The organism is Agromyces sp. NPDC058126 (assembly GCF_042884595.1).
Taxonomy (GTDB): domain Bacteria; phylum Actinomycetota; class Actinomycetes; order Actinomycetales; family Microbacteriaceae; genus Agromyces.
The window spans coordinates 197,995-214,440 of the sequence record NZ_JBHVTS010000001.1 but is presented as its reverse complement, the minus strand read 5'-3'; the positions used below and the strand labels follow the sequence as shown (position 1 = coordinate 214,440).

The window sequence follows — 16,446 nt, the reverse complement described above, 5'->3', positions numbered from 1 at the left end:
TTTCCGGCGTGCGCACGGTCTCACCGTAGCGGACTCGGAGCGAGGTGAACAGCCCCGGGCGCCCGCTCACTGGACGTCGCTGCGGGCCTCAGCCGGCCGCGCCGAAGAAGCCGATCGCCGCTTCGCGGAACACCCGCGACCCCGGCGCGTTGAAGTGGTGCCGCCCGGGCAGCTCGACGAACTCGCCGGTGGGCGTCGCCGCGGCGAGGAGCCGCGACTCCTCGATGATCGCGTCCTTCGTGCCGGTCGCGAAGAGGATGCGCTGGCGGGGCGGCCTCGACACGTCGGGATCGGCGTCGCCGTGCCGCATGCCCTCGGCGAGCGCGATCAGCGCGAGCAGGTCGTTGCCTTCCACCCGTTCGGCGAGGGTCGCGTAGTTGCGCGTCACCTGGTCGTCGATCGGCGTGCCGTGCAGGGCGTAGGCACGGGCCTGCGCGACGTCGAGCCGCGCGAGCGGGCGCCCGTCGGGGATGCCGCCGAGCACGGCGCAGTCGACGTGCTCGGGCGCCTGGACGGCCAGTTGCCAGCCCACGCGCGCGCCGAGCGAGTAGCCCGTGTAGCGCACAGAGTCGAGGAGGTAGGTGTCGAGCACGGTCACGAGGTCCTGCACGAGCGCCGACATCGCGTACTCCGACGCCTCGTGCGGCTTGTCGCTCGCGCCGTGCCCGAGCTGGTCGACGCCGAGCACCCGGTACCCGGCGTTCAGGAGGTCGCGCACCCAGCCGGTGTTCACCCAGTTGTCGCGGCAGCTCGACGCGAAGCCGTGCACCGCGAGCACGGTCGGCGCCGACTCGTCGCCCCACGAGTACGTCGCGATGCGCCGCCCCTCGGCGGTCATCACGAACTGCGGGGCGGGCATCTCGGTCAGCTGCGGGAGCGGGGCATCCATGTCGGCCATTCTCCCGGTCGCGGATGCCTCGTGCCGCACCCGGCCCCATCGCGTCGCGCCCGTCGCGCCTTCAGCCCTGGAAGTCCTCGGGGTCGACGTCGTCGAGGAACTGCTTGAACTCGGCGAGCTTCGCCTCGTCGTCGGGGCCCTCGACTTCGGCCTCGTCGTCGTCATCGCCCCCGGCGAGCTCGGCGGGGATGCCCGCGTCGTCGAGCACCTCGTCGGCGACGAAGATCGGCGCCGCGGCGCGCAGCGCGAGGGCGACCGCGTCCGACGGCCGCGCATCGATGACCTGCCGCCCGGTCGGCGTGGTGAGCGTGAGCTCGGCGTAGAAGGTGCCGGACTCGATGCGCGTCACGTCGACGCGCTCGACCCGCGCGCCGACGGTGGCGAACAGGGTCGTGATGAGGTCGTGCGAGAGCGGCCGCGGGGCCTGCTCGCCCTCGAGGGCGATGAGGATCGAGGTCGCCTCCTGCGCGCCGATCCAGATCGGCAGCACCCGCGGGGCGCCCGGCTCGAGCGCGTCGTCGATCGGCTTCAGCAGCACGAGGTGCTGCTGGGCGGCGTCGAGCGCGATGCCGAGCACGCGGACCTGGACCATCTTTCGAGGGTAGGCGCGTTCGCCGCTCGCCGACAGGGTGGTTCGCCGACAGGATGGTTCGCCGAGAGCGAGCACGCTGGCGCGGGTCGTCCGCCGGGTTCAGGATGGAACGATCCGGATCACCGCCGAAGGAGCCTCGCATGAGCAGCTGGACCGCCGACGAACTCGACCGCATCGGCAACGCCGAAGAGCTGCAGCTCGCCTCGTACCGTCCCGACGGCACGCTGCGCCGCTACGTCGTGATGTGGGTCGCCCGGGTCGGCGACGAGCTGTACACCCGCTCGGCGTACGGCCCCGACGCCGCGTGGTACCGGCACGCCCTCGCCAGCGGCCGCGGCCGCATCCGAGCGGGCGGCGTCGAGCGCGAGGTGCGATTCGAACCCGGCGAAGCCGAGGCGAACGTGCCGCTCGACGACGAGTACCACCGCAAGTACGACCGCCACGGCGAGAAGATCGTCGCCACCGTCGTCGGCCCGCACCGCTACGACCTCACGGTGCGACTCGCCCCGGACGGGGCGTAGCCCGAGGGCGGCCGCTCGGCGAGAATGGCGGGATGCGTGCGGCGTCCCGCCGGCGCCGCTCCGAAGGGACCCGCATGACGAACGACGCCCGCGCCGAGGCATCCGCACCGACCGCATCGCACGCGTCGGAACCGTCGGCGTCGTCGGCCGCCGACCCGCACTGGTGGCGGCAGGCGGCGGTCTACCAGATCTACCCGCGCAGCTTCGCCGATCGCAACGGCGACGGCATCGGCGACCTCGTCGGCATCACCTCGCGGGTGCCCTATCTCGCCGAGCTCGGCGTCGACGCGGTGTGGCTGAGCCCCTTCTACCCCTCGGCGCTCGCCGACGGCGGCTATGACGTCGACGACTACCGCGACGTCGACCCGAAGATCGGCACGCTCGCCGAGTTCGACGAGATGGTCGCGGCGCTGCACGGGGCGGGCATCAAGGTGGTCGTCGACATCGTGCCGAACCACAGCTCCGACCGGCACGAGTGGTTCCGGGCCGCGGTCGCCGCAGGCAGGGGCTCGCCCGAGCGCGAGCGCTACCTCTTCCGCGACGGGCGCGGCGCGAACGGCGAACTGCCGCCGAACGCCTGGACCTCGATCTTCGGCGGCAGCGCCTGGGAGCGCGTCACCGAGCCCGACGGCACTCCCGGCCAGTGGTACTTCCACCTCTTCGCGAAGGAGCAGCCCGACCTCAACTGGGAGCTGCCCGAGGTGCACGAGGACTTCCGGCGCACCCTGCGGTTCTGGAGCGACCGGGGCGTCGACGGCTTCCGTGTCGACGTCGCCCACGGGCTGAAGAAAGACCTGGACGCCTCGCACGACGATCTCGCGACGATCCACCGCGCCGACCTCTTCGCCGACGGCTCGCACCCCCTCTGGGACCGCGACGACGTGCACGAGATCTACGCCGAGTGGCGACAGGTGTTCGACGAGTACGACCCGCCGCGCACGGCGGTCGCCGAGGCCTGGGTGCATGCCGACCGGCGCGCCCGTTACGCCTCGCCCGAAGGGCTCGGCCAGGCCTTCAACTTCGACCTGCTGCAGGCCGGGTTCGACGCGGCGGGCTTCCGCGAGGTCATCGCGAACAACCTCGCGGAGGCGGCCGCCACGGGCGCCTCGTCGACGTGGGTGTTCTCGAACCACGACGTCGTGCGGCACGCGACCCGCTACGGCCTGACGGTCGAGTCGGGCGCCGCGGGCGGCACGCCGACCGGGGCGGAGGGCAAGGCGTGGCTCCTCGCGGGCGGTGACCCCGAGTTCGTCGACACGGCCCTCGGGCTCCGCCGCGCCCGCGCGGCGACGCTGCTGATGCTCGCGCTGCCGGGCTCGGCGTACCTCTACCAGGGCGAGGAGCTCGGCCTGCCCGAGGTGGGCGAGATCCCCGACGCCGACCGGCAGGATCCGGCGTTCTTCCGCAACACCGGCGTCGAGATCGGTCGAGACGGATGCCGCGTGCCGCTGCCCTGGACGGCCGAGGGCACCTCGTTCGGCTTCGGCCCCACTGGCGCCGCAGCGCCGCACCTGCCGCAGCCCGAGTGGTTCGCAGACTACGCCGTCGACGTCGAGGCGGGGGTGCCGGGCTCGACGCTCGAGCTCTACCGCACGGCACTCGGGCTGCGCCGCGAACTGCAGGGCGACGAGACCCTCGAGTGGCTCGAGGCATCCGGACCGTCGGTGCTCGCTTTCGCCCGGCCGGGCGGCTGGCGCTCCGTGACGAACTTCGGCGACGACGCCGTGCCGATGCCCGCGGGCGAGGTGCTGATCGCGAGCGGGGAACTGCCCGGCGACGGCAGCCTGCCCGGCGCGACGACGGTGTGGGTGCGCTGAACCTCGCGGGCTCCCGCGCAGGCCAGCCCAGCGGGCGCCTCGTTCAGCGCGCCCGCCGCCACAGCACGATCGCGGTGACGGCGCTCGCGATGATCGCGAGACCGGCGATCGTCGCGAAGACCATGTAGCGGATCTCGGTCGCCTCGCCCTCGTAGGGCTGGGCGTCCGACCAGTCGAGCGAGATCCGGACGAACGCGAGCGCGAGCGCGGTGCCGCCCACGCCGACGAGCACCGCGATCAGTCGCCGCTTCCCGCGTCCGGTCATCCTCGTCGCACCCTTCCGTTCGTCCCGTATGTGCGTCGCTGCCAGCCTGACACAGCCGAATGTGCGATTTCGCACACGGCGCGTGCGGATCTCCCCATTGGTGCAGACGGTCGGCCGCCCCAGAATCGAGCAGTGGCGCGACCCTGCCGCCCACTCCGTTCATGCAAAGGAGCATCGGATGACCCAGTCCCAAGCCGCCCAGGCGCCGACGTCCGCGTCGGGCCTCCGACGCGTCGTCTCCGCGTCGATGGCGGGCACCGTCGTCGAATGGTACGAGTTCTTCCTCTACGCCTCGGCGGCGACGCTCGTGTTCGGCACCGTGTTCTTCCCGCCGTCCGACGACCCGTTCGCGGGCATCATCGCCGCGTTCCTCACCTACGCGGTCGGCTTCATCGCCCGCCCGCTCGGCGGAATCGTGTTCGGACACTTCGGCGACAAGTACGGGCGCAAGCGGCTGCTGCAGGTGAGCATCCTGCTCATCGGCGCCGCGACCTTCCTCATCGGCTGCCTGCCGAGCTACGCGCAGATCGGCCTCGCGGCGCCGCTGCTGCTCGTCGTGCTGCGCTTCGCGCAGGGCTTCGCCCTCGGCGGCGAGTGGGGCGGTGCGGTGCTGCTCGTCGCCGAGCACAGCCCCGACCGCTCGCGCGGCTTCTGGGCGAGCTGGCCGCAGGCCGCGGTGCCGATCGGCAACCTGCTCGCGACCCTCGTGCTGTTCGTGCTCTCGTCCACGCTCACCGCCGAGGCGTTCCTCGGCTGGGGCTGGCGCGTCGCGTTCTGGCTGTCGGCGGTGATCGTGCTGATCGGCTGGTACATCCGCACGAAGGTCACCGAGGCGCCGATCTTCCTCGAGATGCAGCAGGAGCGCGAGCAGGTGAAGGCGAACTCGTTCGGCCCGCTCGAGGTGCTGCGCCGCTACCCGGGGGGCGTGCTCGTCGCGATGGGCCTCCGCGTCGCGGAGAACATCCTGTATTACGTCGTCGTGACCTTCTCGATCGTGTACCTGACGCAGGTCGTGCAGGAGGGCACCTCGGCGACCCTGCTGATCCTCGCGGGTGCGCACGTCGTGCACTTCCTCGTCATCCCGGTGTTCGGGCGGCTCTCCGACCGGCTCGGCCGCAAGCGCGTGTACGCCGCGGGCGCCGTGCTCGGAGCCACCTGGGCGTTCTTCGCCTTCCCGCTGATGCAGACCGGCCAGCCGGTCGTCATCTGGGCGGCGATCGCGCTCGGGCTCGTGTTCCACGCCGCCATGTACGCCGCGCAGCCGGCGATCATGGCCGAGATGTTCCCGACCCGGATGCGCTACTCGGGCGTCAGCCTCGGCTACCAGGTGACCTCGATCTTCGCCGGCTCGCTCGCCCCGATCATCGCGACCGCGCTGCTCGCGCAGTACGGCTCGAGCGTGCCGGTGGCGATCTACGTCGCGATCGCCTGCGCGATCACCCTCGTCGCGGTCGCGGCGGCCCGCGAGACGAAGGGGCTCGACCTCCGCACGCTCGACGCCGCCGACCGCGAGCGGCTCGGCGCGGCGGAGAAGCCCGACCGGGTCACGGCGAACGCCTGACCACGAACCGGATGCCGCGGCCGGCCCGTCACCGTACGGGCCGGCCGTCGGCGTCTGCGCCCGGCATCCGCTTCGTCGTCCGCCTCACTCGTCACGGGCACCCGAGGCCCAGCGCCCGAGCAGCGCCGGGCGCACCTCCTCGATGCGGGCGCGCAGCGCCGTGATGTAGGCGAGCACGAGCGGCTGACGCAGTGCCTCGGGGTGGATCACCATCCAGTACGGCAGCCGCACCTCGACCGCCTCGGGCAGGAGCCGCACGAGGTCGAGGTGCTGATCGGCGAGGAACGCCGGGAGCAGCCCGATGCCGGCGCCCGCACGCGTCGCCTCGATGTGCACGTACACGTTCGTGCTCGACACGGCGTCGAGCATGCGCGGCACCGCACGACGGGCGTCGTCGAGGGCGTCCACCTGCAGCATCGACTCGATGAAGTAGACGAGCGGGCGCCCGGCGAGTCCGGCGAGGTCGGCCGGGGTGCCGTGCCGTTCGAGGTAGCTCCGGCTCGCGTAGAGCCCGAGCGTGTAGTCGGCCAGGTGGCTCGCCTCGGCGCGGTGCACGTGCGGCCGGCCGACGACGACCTCGAGGTCGACCCCGACCCGCTGCATCGCCGCCCGGCGGGTCGCCGCGACCATCTCGAGCGACACCTCGGGATGCTCGCGGCGCAGGGCGACGATCGCGGGCGCCGCGATGTAGCCGCTGAAGCCGTCGGTCGCCGAGAGCCGCACGACCCCCGCGAGCGCCGTCGCCTCGGGGTCGAGCCCGCGCAGCGCCTGCTCGACGCCCTCGGCCGCGACGAGCGCCTGCTCGCCGAGCGCAGTGAGCGCCCATCCCGCGGAGCCGCGCACGAGGACCCGGCCGCCGAGCGCCTGTTCGAGCGACTCGATGCGCCGGCCCACGGTCGTGTGGTTGATGCCGAGCGCCGCGCCGGCGGCGGTGTATCGCCCCGAACGCGCGACCGCGAGGAAGACGAGCAGGTCGTCGGGGTTCGCGGCGGGCCGCGGTGCCGTGATCACGCTGTGCATGATCGCACAGTCGCGAAGTCGCCGCACCGGAGTGCGCCCGCGTCGAACCGCCCGCCGGATGGCCCGACCGGGCAGAAGGGCGCTCGGCCGCCCTCCCCAACGGCGGCCGAGCATGGGCGCTGCGGCCGTCCTCCCCCAAGGGCGGCCGCAGGCCCGGTCTCGAAAGCGTCAGCGCTCCGCGTCGACCTCGTCGAGCGGGTGCGTGGTCGTCGGGATCGCCCCGGTGAGCGGCAGCCCCTCGCGGAGCAGGCGGCGACGACGGAGCATCCACAGGATCGCGAGGACGACGAACCACACCGGAGCCGCGAGCAGCGCGGGCCGCGTCGACTCTCCCAGCAGCAGCGTCACGATGATGAACGCGAAGAAGGCGAAGACGAGCCACGGGGTGACCCTGGCGAAGGGCATGCGGAACGCCGACGCCGCGTGCTTCTCGGGGTACCGGTGCTGGTACACGAGGTGGCTCGCGACGATCGAGCCCCACGTGAAGAGCACGAGGCTGGCGCACACCGAGCTCACGAAGGTGAACGCCTGGACGACGCCGTCGCCCGCGTAGAGCAGCGGGATCGCCGCGAAGAGGAACACGCAGGTGAAGAAGACGGCGTTGCGCGGGATGAACCGGCGATCGACCTTCGCGAAGACGCGCGCCGCATGGCCGTCCTTCGCGAGGCCGAACAGCATGCGCGTGCCAGAGTACAGGCCCGAGTTCGCGCTCGATGCGGCCGAGGTGAGCACGACGAGGTTGATGGCGAAGGCCGCCGCCCCGAAGCCCGCGAGCAGCAGCGTCGAGGTGAACGGGCTCGTGCCCGCCTCGATCTGGTCCCACGGCGTGATACTCATGATGACGACCATCGCACCGACGTAGAAGACGATGATGCGCACGACGATCGAGTTGATCGCCTTCGGCAGGTTTCGGCGCGGGTTCTCGGTCTCGGCGGCGGCGGTGCCGACGAGCTCGACGCCGATGAACGCGAACACGCCCATCTGGAAGCCCATGATGAACCCCGAGGCGCCGAGCGGGAAGAGCCCGCCGTGCTCCCAGAGGTTCGTGACCGAGGCCTGCACCCCGTCGGGGCTCGTGTAGCCGGTGACGATCAGCACGATGCCGACCGCGATGAGCGCGAGGATCGCGACGATCTTCACGATCGCGAACCAGAACTCGGTCTCGCCGAACCACTTCACCGGCTGCAGGTTGAGGATGGTCAGGCCGACGGCCGTGAGCAGCGCCGGCACCCAGACGGGGATGTCGGGGGCGAAGTACTGGGTGTACGCCGTGATCGCGACGATGTCGGCGACGCAGGCGACCACCCACGAGAACCAGTACGTCCACGAGACGAAGAACCCGGCCCACGGGCCGAGCATGTCCTTCGCGATGTCGCCGAAGGTCTTGTAGTGCAGGTTCGACAGCAGCAGCTCGCCGAGCGCCCGCATGATGAAGAACACGAAGACGCCGATGATCATGTACACGAAGATGATCGACGGCCCCGTGAGGCTGATGACGGTGCCCGAGCCGAGGAACAGGCCGGTGCCGATCGCGCCGCCGATCGCGATGAGCTGCAGATGGCGGTTCTTCAGCCCGCGTTCGAGCTCGGCCGGCGGGGCGTCGCTCGAGGCGTCGGTCGTTCTGGGGGGCGATGCCGCTTCGGTCATAGGGGGACTCCTTCGTCTGTGCGGATCGGGGCGGGGTGCTCGAGGCCGGCTCCGGGCTGCCTGCCCGGGCTCGGCGCCCGGCTCAGGCTCGGGCGACGACGCGCACGCGATCGAGCCGGGGATCGACGCTGCCGCGCACGTAGCCCGAGGGATCGGCAGCGGTGGCGCGGAGGAAATCGAGCACTTCGCGGGTGAACGGTTCACCGGGAAGCACATTGGGGATACCAGGAGGATACGCGGCGAGCGCGTCAGCTGAAACTCGGCCGACGCTCTCCTCCCACGGGATCACCTCGGTCTCGCTGAGGAACGCGTCCTGGACGCTCATCGCGAGCGGGGCGACGGCGGGCAGGGGGCGCGGCTCGCTGAGGCTCTCTGCGGCGACGGGGAGGGCGTGCAGCGCGGTGAGGAACCGATCGACGTCGACCCGGCTCGTCGCGCCGAGCAGCAGCAGGATCGCCGAGTGCGTCGAGAGCTCGACGACGACGCCGTGGTCGCGGATGAGGCGGTGATGGGCCTCGCCCCCGGAGATACCGCCGGCGCGCGTGTCGATGACGATCTTGAACGGGTCGAGGTCGACGGTGCCGGCGCTCCGGCGGATGTCGTCGCTCGCGTCGCCGAAGCGCCCGCCATCGCGGATGCCGCGGCGGATCGCGTCGGCCGCGGCGAGCGTCTCGCCGATCGAACGCTCGCCGTCGACGACGAGGCGGCGGCGCGCCTCGTCGAGCGAGGCCATGAGCAGGGCGCTCGACGACGTCGACTGGTACGAGCGGTGCACGCGGTCCACGAGTCCTTCCAGGCGCTGCCCGAACTGCCCCTCGCCGAGGAAGAGCATCGCCGACTGGGTGAGCGAACCGCCGCCCTTGTGGGTGCTCGAGACGACCAGGTCGGCGCCGAGCCTCGCGGCGTTCGTCGGCAGCTCGGGGTGGAAGCCGAAGTGGGCGCCCCAGGCCTCGTCGACGATGAGCGGCACGCCGTGCGCGTGGGCGACCTCGGCGATCGCGGCGATGTCGGAGACGGCGCCGAAGTAGCTGGGGCTCGTGAGGTAGACCGCGCCGCTCGCGGGGTGGGCGGTGAGCGCCGCATCGACCTGCTCGGCCGTGAGCCCGTGCGAGGAGCCGAGGGCGCTGTCGACCGCCCCCTGGACGAAGTGGGCGTCGATGCCCCCGTGGGCGATGCCGTCGATGACGCTCGAGTGCACGCCCCGCTGCACGACGAGCTCACGGCCGAGCGCGCGGGCGACCATGGTCGCGATGTGGTTGCCCTGCGACGCGCCGTTGGTGAGGAACCAGGCGCGGCGGGCGCCCCACGCATCGGCCGCGAGCTCGAGCGAGCGGGCGAGCGGCGTGGGCTTGGCCGGGTTGATCATGCGCCAGCTGTCCTGGTCGATGCCGCTGAAGAGCATCGGCTTGTCCATGCGCAGCGCCTGCTCGCCGATGAACGAGGCGATCCCGGGGGCGTTCTCGGCGTGGCCGTGGTGGGCGGGCACGTGGATGTGTTGCCAGTCGCCCGCGGCGAGCGCGCGAAGCGCGTCGGCGTACGGGACCTCGGTCTGCGTGGGGAGCTGCGTCGGTGCGGCGTGGAGCATGACGTTCAGGTTAGGAACCATCGCGCGACATGAGAAGTGGGTGAATCTTTGCCGCAGCGACATACGCTCTATGAGTGATCTCGTTGCAACAGCTCCGCGTCGTCCTCGCCGTGCGCGCGAACGGCAGTCTCACGAAGGCCGCGAACGCCCTGCACTACGGGGTGCCGACGGTCACGCACCACCTCGACGCCCTCGAGTCGGCGCTCGGGGCGCGGCTCGTCGAGCGCACGCCCAGGGGCGCACGGTTGACCCCGATCGGCGAGCTGCTCGCCGAGGAGGGCGAGCAGATCCTCGCGCGCGTCGCGCACGCCGAGCGACTCGTCGCCACCTATCGCGACGCCGGGGCGATGACACTCGTCGTCGGCACCTTCCCCTCGATCGGCTCGCGCCTCCTCCCCGAGGCGATCCGGGCGCTCCGCGAGTCGATGCACGTCGAGGTCGAGCTCGTCGAGGGAGAGCCGACCGAGCTCGTGCGGATGCTCGGCGACGGCGCCCTCCATGCGGCCCTCATCTACGACCTCGAAGGCGACCCGGTCTTCGACGCGCCGGATCTCGAGCCGACCCTGCTCATGTCCGAACCGTTCCACGTGCTCGTGGGGGCGTCGAGCCCGCTCGCGGAGCTCGACGAGCTCGACCTCGGCGAGCTCGGCCGCAGCTGGATCGGCAGCCGCAACGACGACGAGGCCTCGCAACGCGTCCTCCGTCGTGCGAGCGCCGCGCTCGGGCGGGAGCTGCACGTGTTCACCCGCACCGACGACCTCAACATGATCCACGGCCTCGTCGCCGCCGATCTCGCCGTCGCGCTCGCGGTGCCGTCGACCTTCGTGCCGGGGTTCGGGGTGGTCGTGCGACCGCCCGTCCAGGAGCTCGGGATGCGCCGCCTCGCCTTCGTCACCCGCGGAGACGCGCAGCTGCCGGCCCTCGCGCGTCTCCGCGACATCCTCGTCGACGCGGCCGCCGAGCTCTCCCGTCAGACGACCGCTGCGCCTGCGGGTCCGCCCCGCTCGTGAGGCACCCGCCCGGCGGCGGGCACCGCCCGGACCCCGCTCAGGCGAAGATCAGCCAACCCGCGCCGATCGCAAGTGCGATGACGCCGAGCACGAGGCTCGGGGCGAAGGGCTCGCTGCGGCGGACGTGCAGGCCCACGGCGACGGCCATCATGCCGGCGAGTCCGAAGGCGGCGATCGGGGTGAGCCAGGGTGCGATCCCGGTCGCGGCGGGAAGGATCATGCCGATCGCACCGATCACCTCGAGCGCCCCGATGCCCTTGAGCTGGGCAGGGTTGACGACCTCCACCCACGACATCTTCTCCCCCACGCGCTCGTAGGGGGTGACGACCTTCATCGTGCCGGCCATGACGAAGGCGAGGGCGAGCACGGCGGTGGCGATCCAGAGGGCGATGATCATGGGGGTTCCCTTCTCGGTTACGAAGAGTTCGTAACGCACGATCTGGTATCGTAAACCCCCAGGTCCCGGCACTTCTCCGTGCGCAACGCACCTCGAGGTGCGTATCGGGCCATGCGAGAGGAGCCGCAATGCCCACCCGGCCGGCACGCACCATGACCGTCGCACCGCTCGACGCGCCCGTCGGGCACGAGGGCACCGCCGCGTGCAGCGTCGACAACCCCGCGAGCGGCCTCATCCGCGAGATCCTCGCCCGGGTCGGCGACAAGTGGAGCATGCTCGTCATCGGCGTGCTGCACGACGGCCCCCTCCGATTCACCGAGCTGCAGCGCAAGATCGACGGCATCTCGCACCGCATGCTCACGCAGACCCTGCGCAGTCTCGAGCGCGACGGCCTCGTCACCCGCACGAGCTACCCCGAGATCCCGCCCCGCGTCGAGTACGCGGCGACCCCGCTCGGCCGCTCGCTGTCCGAGCCCGTCATCGAGCTCGCCCGGTGGGCCGCCGCGCACCGCACCGACATCCTCGACGCCCGGGAGGCCTTCGACGCTGAGCGCTGAGCTCGTCGCGGTGCGCCGCCGGCGCCGCGCTCGGCCGCCGTGCTCGGCCCTCCCGGCCTCCCGGCCTCCCGGCCTCCCGGCCTCCCGGCCTCCCGGCCTCCCGGCCTCAGCCGATCAGGTCCGCGTACTCCTGCGCGACCCGCGCGACCTTGTCGACGTAGTCGTTGTCGTGGTTGTACGAGTAGACCGCCTCGCGCCAGCCCTCGGGGCTCGTCATCGAGCCCGCCGCGCACAGGTACCGCGCCGTGGTCAGCGCGGCGTCGTCGATCTGGTGCGGGTCGGCCACGTCGTCGCCGTTCGCATCGCTCGCCCACCGCTCCCAGGTCGACGGGATGAACTGCATCGGTCCGACCGCCCGGTCCCAGGTGGTGTCGCCGTCGAGGACACCGTCGTCGGTGTCGGCGATCTTCGCCACGCCGTCGCCGTCGAGCGCCCGGCCGATGATCGGCGGGCTCACGTCGCCCGACTCGCCGAGCGCCGAGTCGCCGTGGCGGCCGTGGTCCGACTCGATCGACCCGATCGCGGCGATCGTCGCCCAGTCGACGCCGCACGCCGGCTCCTCCTCGGCCACCGCGACGTGCGCGAGCGTGTACGCCGCGAGCGCCCGCTCGGGGATCCCGGTGGCGTCGGCCGCCATTGCGAGCCAGTCGCCGTCGACGACGGGCACGGGCAGCGACTCGCGACCCGAGCCCGAGAGGTCGGCGGGGTCCTCGGGCGTCGCCGTGCCTCCGTCGGCGGAGGCGTCGCCCTCGGCCCGGTCGAGGTCGTCGGGCTGCGAGGTCGTCGGCGGCAGCGCGACGTACGAGCCGTAGGCGGCGGGCGCGGCGAATCCGCCGGGGTTCCGCGCCGTGCCGATGAGATTCACGGCGACGACGACGCCGACCACGAGTGCGACGACCCCGACGGTGGCACCCAGGTACATCGCGACCCGTCCGACGAGCCGGCCCCAGCTGACGCGCGTGCGCGCTGCCCGACGCTCGCCGCGATCATCGGCGTCGAAATCGTCGTCCCAGGACATCGTTGCTCCGTTCGGGCGTTGGTTCAGGTGCCCGCAGGGCCGCTCCGGTGGCACTCGTTCGAGCGCGACGGCGACGACCCCCATCCACACTACGCGTCCGTCGCCGCCGGCGCGCCCGAAACGTGCCAGTCGGCCCTCGTGAATCGCCGCCCACCCGACTAGGCTCGGCCACGTCGGCACGAAGAAGGGCTGATTGCGCCATGTCGAACGCACTCTCCGAAGATCAGCTCGCCATCGTGGCCGCCGTCCGCGAGTTCACCGCGGCCGAGCTCGCCCCGTTCGCGAACGAGCGCGACCAGACCAAGCACTTTCCGGTCGACGCCCTCGAGCGCGCCGGTCAGCTCGGCCTGGGCGGCATCTACGTCGGCGAGGAGTTCGGGGGCTCGGCCCTGGGGCGGTTCACCGCGGCACTCGTCTTCGAGGAGCTCGCCAAGGGCGACACCGCGATCGCCGCGTACCTGTCGATCCACAACATGGTCGCGTGGATGATCGACAGGTACGGCGACGACCGTCAGCGCGAGCAGTGGCTGCCCCGGATGAGCTCCCTGGTCGATCGCGGCAGCTACTGCCTCACGGAGCCGTCGGCGGGGTCCGATGCCGCGGCCGTCACGACGTCCGCCCGGCGCGAGGGCGACGAGTACGTGCTCAACGGCGTGAAGCAATTCATCTCCGGCGCCGGATCTTCCGCCGTGTACCTCGTCTTCGCCCGGACGGGCGAGCCCGGATCCCGGGGCATCAGCGCGATCGTCGTCCCCGGCGAGGCGCCCGGGCTCTCCTTCGGGCCCGATGAGAAGAAGATGGGATGGAACGCCCAGCCGACCCGCCAGGTCGTGCTCGACGGGGTGCGCGTTCCCGTGGGCAACCGACTCGGCGAGGAGGGCGACGGCTTCTCGATCGCGATGTCCGGGCTCGACGGCGGGCGGGTGAACATCGCGGCGTGCTCGATCGGCGGCGCCCAGTGGGCGCTCGACCGCACGCTGCGCTACGTCCGGGAGCGCGAGACCTTCGGGCATCCGCTCGCCGAGCACCAGTCGGTCGCGTTCACCCTCGCCGACATGGCGACCGAGCTGCACGCCGCACGCCTGCTCGTGCACGACGCGGCCGCGGCGATCGACGCCCGTGAGTCAGACGCCACCGCCCGATGTGCGATGGCCAAGCGGTTCGCGACCGATGCGGCGTTCACCGTCGCGAACAGCGCGCTGCAGCTGCACGGCGGGTACGGGTACCTGTCGGAGTACGGCATCGAGCGGGTCGTCCGCGACCTGCGGGTGCACCAGATCCTCGAGGGCACGAACGAGGTCATGCGCATGATCATCGCTCGCCGGCTGCTCGGCTCGCGCTGAGGGTTCGGGTCGGGCGGTCGCGCCCGGCGCTCAGCTCGCGAGCAGTCCCGAGTGCAGGAGCTCGAGGTAGTTCGCGCTGAGGCTCGCGGCGGTGTGGCTGCCGCCGGGGCGGTACCAGAACACCGTCGACCATACGGCGTCGCGAATGAACCGGAAGGCGAGACGCGGGTCGACGGTGTCGCGGAAGACCCCGTCGCGTTGGCCCGCGGTGATCTGCTCGAGCCAGATCTCCTCGATGCGGGCGGCACCGTCGACGAGGAACTCGAACCCGGGCTGGGTCATCAGGAACCCGGTCTCGTTCTGATAGATGCGCACCTCGTCGGGGCGCTGCTCGATCGTGAGGAAGGCGTGCTCGATGAGCTGGTCGAGGTGCTCGCGCGGGCTGCCGCCGCCGGCCGCGATGCGCTCGAACGCGGAGAGCGTGTCGTGCTGGAAAGTGTGCAGGATCTCCTGGAGCACCGCCTCCTTCGAGGCGAAGTGGTGGTACAGGCTGCCCGAGAGGATCCCGGCCTCGTCGGCGATGTCGCGCACGGTCGTCGACGAGTAGCCCCGCGAGGCGATCAGCCTCGTCGCGATCGCGATGATCTGCTCGCGCCGCCCCGTTCCATCTCCCACCTCAGCGCCCGCTGACCTTGCCGAACAGCCGGGCGATGGGCGCAAGCACGAGCGGGCGCGCGGCGACCCAGGCCGCGGCGATCACCACGAGCGACCCCACGAAGATCCAGAATCCGACCCAGTTCACGACGTCCTGGCTGGCGTACATGTGGTTGAGGTTGCGCAGCGCCCCCGTGGCGAAGACGAGCCCCACGTGCACGATGATGAACGCCACGAAGTAGAGCATCACCGGGAAGTGCACGGCGCGCGCCCACTCGACCGGGTAGATGCGGTTCAGCGTCTTCGCGTTCTTCGGCCAGAGCCCCGACATGCGCACCCCGGTGATCGCGGCGAGCGGGGCGGCGATGAACACGGTCACGAAGTAGGCGATCTGCTGCAGGCTGTTGTAGTTCACCCAGCCGTTCTCGGTCGGCCAGTCGAGCGAGAGGTACTGCAGCAACGCCGAGATCGCGTTCGGGAAGACCTCCCAGCTGGTCGGCACGATCCGCATCCACTGCCCGGTCGCGAAGAGCAGCACGACGAAGACCGCGCCGTTGACGAGCCACAGGATGTCGAGTGACTGGTGGAACCAGAGCGACAGGCTGATCTTGCGCTTGGCGTTCCAGCGGGGCGACCAGAACGCGGTCGGCCGCTTCTGGGTGCGTACCTGCAGGCCCGATCGCATGATGAGCACGATCAGGAACACGTTGAAGAAGTGCTGCCAGCCGATCCAGGCCGGAATGCCGACGGGCGCACCCTCGGGCAGGTGGTATTCGCCCGGGTACGTCGCGAGGAAGTCCTGCATCGGCGCGAGCGCGAGCAGCCAGTTGACCACGACGACGACGCCGGTCGCCGCGAGCAGCAACCCGAATCCGCCGATGGCGAGGGCGCTGGCCCACTCGGCTCGCGAGTACGGTCCGTAGAGCTTCGGCCACGGTTCGGCCGCGGGGCGGGTGGATGCCACGACCGGCGCCGCGCGACGAGGCTGCGGTGCCGGGGTGCGCTGGGGCACGGCGGCCGGGGCGACGTCGGCAGGGGCGGCCGCGGGTGCGGCGACGGGTGCCGGTGCGGTCTGGACCGCGACCTCGGCGACGACCGGCACGGTCGCGGCAGGCATCTCGACCACGCGCTCGGGCCGCGCGGGCGCGGTGCCCGCGGGGGGCCACGGCTCGCCGCCGGAGGTGCGCGGCAGTCCGCGGCGCAGTGCGACGCCACCCGAGGCGGTAGCTGCAGCGGGCGCCGCGGCGACCGTGGGCGCCGCGGCAGGCGTGGTCTCGGTGACCACGGCTGCGGGGGCGACCTCGGGAGCGCTCGCGCTCGTGGCATCCGCGACGAGACCCGCGGAGGCCGCGACCGTCGCCGATCCGGCGGGCGGCCAGGGCTCACCGCCCGGCACGCGCGGCAGTCCCCGCCGCACCGGACGACTCGCCACGGCGGTCTCGGCGGGCGTCGTCGCGGCGACCGGCGACGCTTCGAGCTGCTCGGCCGCCGCCGCCGCGGGCGCCGCCTCCGCCTGCACCGCCGCGACTCCCGCGAGCTCGACCACCGGAGGCCAGGGCTCGCCGCCCGCGACCCGAGGCAGGCCCTGCCGTGTCGTTCGCCCGTACGTCGCCATCGGGGG

Annotated in this window: 16 protein-coding genes; 6 read left to right on the top strand and 10 right to left on the bottom strand. The window is 72.0% G+C overall.

Features of this window, described 5'->3' with window-relative positions; all coding sequences use genetic code 11:
- Positions 1–88: 88 nt before the first annotated feature.
- Entirely contained in the window at positions 89–889 is an 801-nt protein-coding gene (locus ACFVTR_RS00980) for an alpha/beta fold hydrolase (protein WP_387034156.1), read from the bottom strand.
- A gap of 70 nt (positions 890–959) precedes the next feature.
- Positions 960–1,490 carry a bifunctional nuclease family protein gene (locus tag ACFVTR_RS00975; RefSeq protein WP_387034155.1) on the bottom strand — a complete coding sequence of 177 codons (531 nt, stop codon included), beginning with the start codon at positions 1,488–1,490 and terminating at the stop codon, positions 960–962.
- Positions 1,491–1,630: 140 nt separating this feature from the next.
- On the opposite strand from ACFVTR_RS00975, the gene ACFVTR_RS00970 reads away from it, so the two are divergent.
- Positions 1,631–2,011: a DUF2255 family protein gene (locus ACFVTR_RS00970; RefSeq protein WP_387034154.1), complete on the top strand. Its 381-nt coding sequence runs from the start codon at positions 1,631–1,633 to the stop codon at positions 2,009–2,011.
- A gap of 74 nt (positions 2,012–2,085) precedes the next feature.
- A complete protein-coding gene (locus ACFVTR_RS00965) occupies positions 2,086–3,828 on the top strand; it encodes a glycoside hydrolase family 13 protein (RefSeq protein WP_387034153.1) in 1,743 nt (580 codons plus the stop codon).
- A gap of 43 nt (positions 3,829–3,871) precedes the next feature.
- On the opposite strand, the gene ACFVTR_RS00960 is transcribed toward ACFVTR_RS00965, so the two are convergent.
- Positions 3,872–4,093 (bottom strand): hypothetical protein, encoded by a 222-nt coding sequence (locus ACFVTR_RS00960; RefSeq protein ID WP_387034152.1) that lies wholly within the window; start codon positions 4,091–4,093, stop codon positions 3,872–3,874.
- 178 nt (positions 4,094–4,271) lie between these two features.
- Between ACFVTR_RS00960 and ACFVTR_RS00955 the strand changes: the two genes are divergently transcribed.
- Complete coding sequence (locus ACFVTR_RS00955) at positions 4,272–5,654, top strand: MFS transporter (RefSeq protein WP_387034151.1); 1,383 nt, start codon at positions 4,272–4,274, stop codon at positions 5,652–5,654.
- Between the two features lie 84 nt (positions 5,655–5,738).
- On the opposite strand, the gene ACFVTR_RS00950 is transcribed toward ACFVTR_RS00955, so the two are convergent.
- The 3 genes from ACFVTR_RS00950 to ACFVTR_RS00940 form a co-directional block, all read right to left on the bottom strand.
- Positions 5,739–6,674 carry a LysR family transcriptional regulator gene (locus ACFVTR_RS00950; RefSeq protein WP_387034150.1) on the bottom strand — a complete coding sequence of 312 codons (936 nt, stop codon included), beginning with the start codon at positions 6,672–6,674 and terminating at the stop codon, positions 5,739–5,741.
- 168 nt (positions 6,675–6,842) lie between these two features.
- Positions 6,843–8,321 (bottom strand): amino acid permease, encoded by a 1,479-nt coding sequence (locus ACFVTR_RS00945; RefSeq protein ID WP_387034149.1) that lies wholly within the window; start codon positions 8,319–8,321, stop codon positions 6,843–6,845.
- An 82-nt stretch (positions 8,322–8,403) separates the two neighbouring features.
- The gene (locus tag ACFVTR_RS00940) at positions 8,404–9,906 is read right to left on the bottom strand and encodes an aminotransferase class I/II-fold pyridoxal phosphate-dependent enzyme (RefSeq protein ID WP_387034148.1); all 1,503 of its coding nucleotides are present in this window, start codon (positions 9,904–9,906) and stop codon (positions 8,404–8,406) included.
- Positions 9,907–9,980: 74 nt separating this feature from the next.
- Here ACFVTR_RS00940 and ACFVTR_RS00935 point away from each other — a divergent pair, with 74 nt between their 5' ends.
- Positions 9,981–10,916, top strand: a complete 936-nt coding sequence (locus tag ACFVTR_RS00935; protein ID WP_387034147.1) for a LysR family transcriptional regulator — start codon at positions 9,981–9,983, stop codon at positions 10,914–10,916.
- Positions 10,917–10,953: 37 nt separating this feature from the next.
- Here the strand turns inward: ACFVTR_RS00935 and ACFVTR_RS00930 are convergent, their stop codons facing one another.
- The gene (locus ACFVTR_RS00930; RefSeq protein WP_387034146.1) at positions 10,954–11,313 is read right to left on the bottom strand and encodes a DoxX family protein; all 360 of its coding nucleotides are present in this window, start codon (positions 11,311–11,313) and stop codon (positions 10,954–10,956) included.
- Positions 11,314–11,441: 128 nt separating this feature from the next.
- On the opposite strand from ACFVTR_RS00930, the gene ACFVTR_RS00925 reads away from it, so the two are divergent.
- Positions 11,442–11,870, top strand: coding sequence for a winged helix-turn-helix transcriptional regulator (locus tag ACFVTR_RS00925; protein ID WP_387034145.1), 429 nt, complete (start codon positions 11,442–11,444; stop codon positions 11,868–11,870).
- A gap of 106 nt (positions 11,871–11,976) precedes the next feature.
- On the opposite strand, the gene ACFVTR_RS00920 is transcribed toward ACFVTR_RS00925, so the two are convergent.
- The gene (locus ACFVTR_RS00920; protein ID WP_387034144.1) at positions 11,977–12,888 is read right to left on the bottom strand and encodes a lytic transglycosylase domain-containing protein; all 912 of its coding nucleotides are present in this window, start codon (positions 12,886–12,888) and stop codon (positions 11,977–11,979) included.
- A gap of 200 nt (positions 12,889–13,088) precedes the next feature.
- Between ACFVTR_RS00920 and ACFVTR_RS00915 the strand changes: the two genes are divergently transcribed.
- On the top strand, positions 13,089–14,231 hold the full coding sequence (locus ACFVTR_RS00915) for an acyl-CoA dehydrogenase family protein (protein ID WP_387034143.1): 1,143 nt from the start codon (positions 13,089–13,091) through the stop codon (positions 14,229–14,231).
- Positions 14,232–14,261: 30 nt separating this feature from the next.
- Here the strand turns inward: ACFVTR_RS00915 and ACFVTR_RS00910 are convergent, their stop codons facing one another.
- Together ACFVTR_RS00910 and ACFVTR_RS00905 are read right to left on the bottom strand one after the other, a co-directional pair.
- Entirely contained in the window at positions 14,262–14,846 is a 585-nt protein-coding gene (locus ACFVTR_RS00910; protein ID WP_387034142.1) for a TetR/AcrR family transcriptional regulator, read from the bottom strand.
- A gap of 1 nt (position 14,847) precedes the next feature.
- Complete coding sequence (locus tag ACFVTR_RS00905; RefSeq protein WP_387034141.1) at positions 14,848–16,440, bottom strand: cytochrome b/b6 domain-containing protein; 1,593 nt, start codon at positions 16,438–16,440, stop codon at positions 14,848–14,850.
- Positions 16,441–16,446 lie beyond the last annotated feature (6 nt).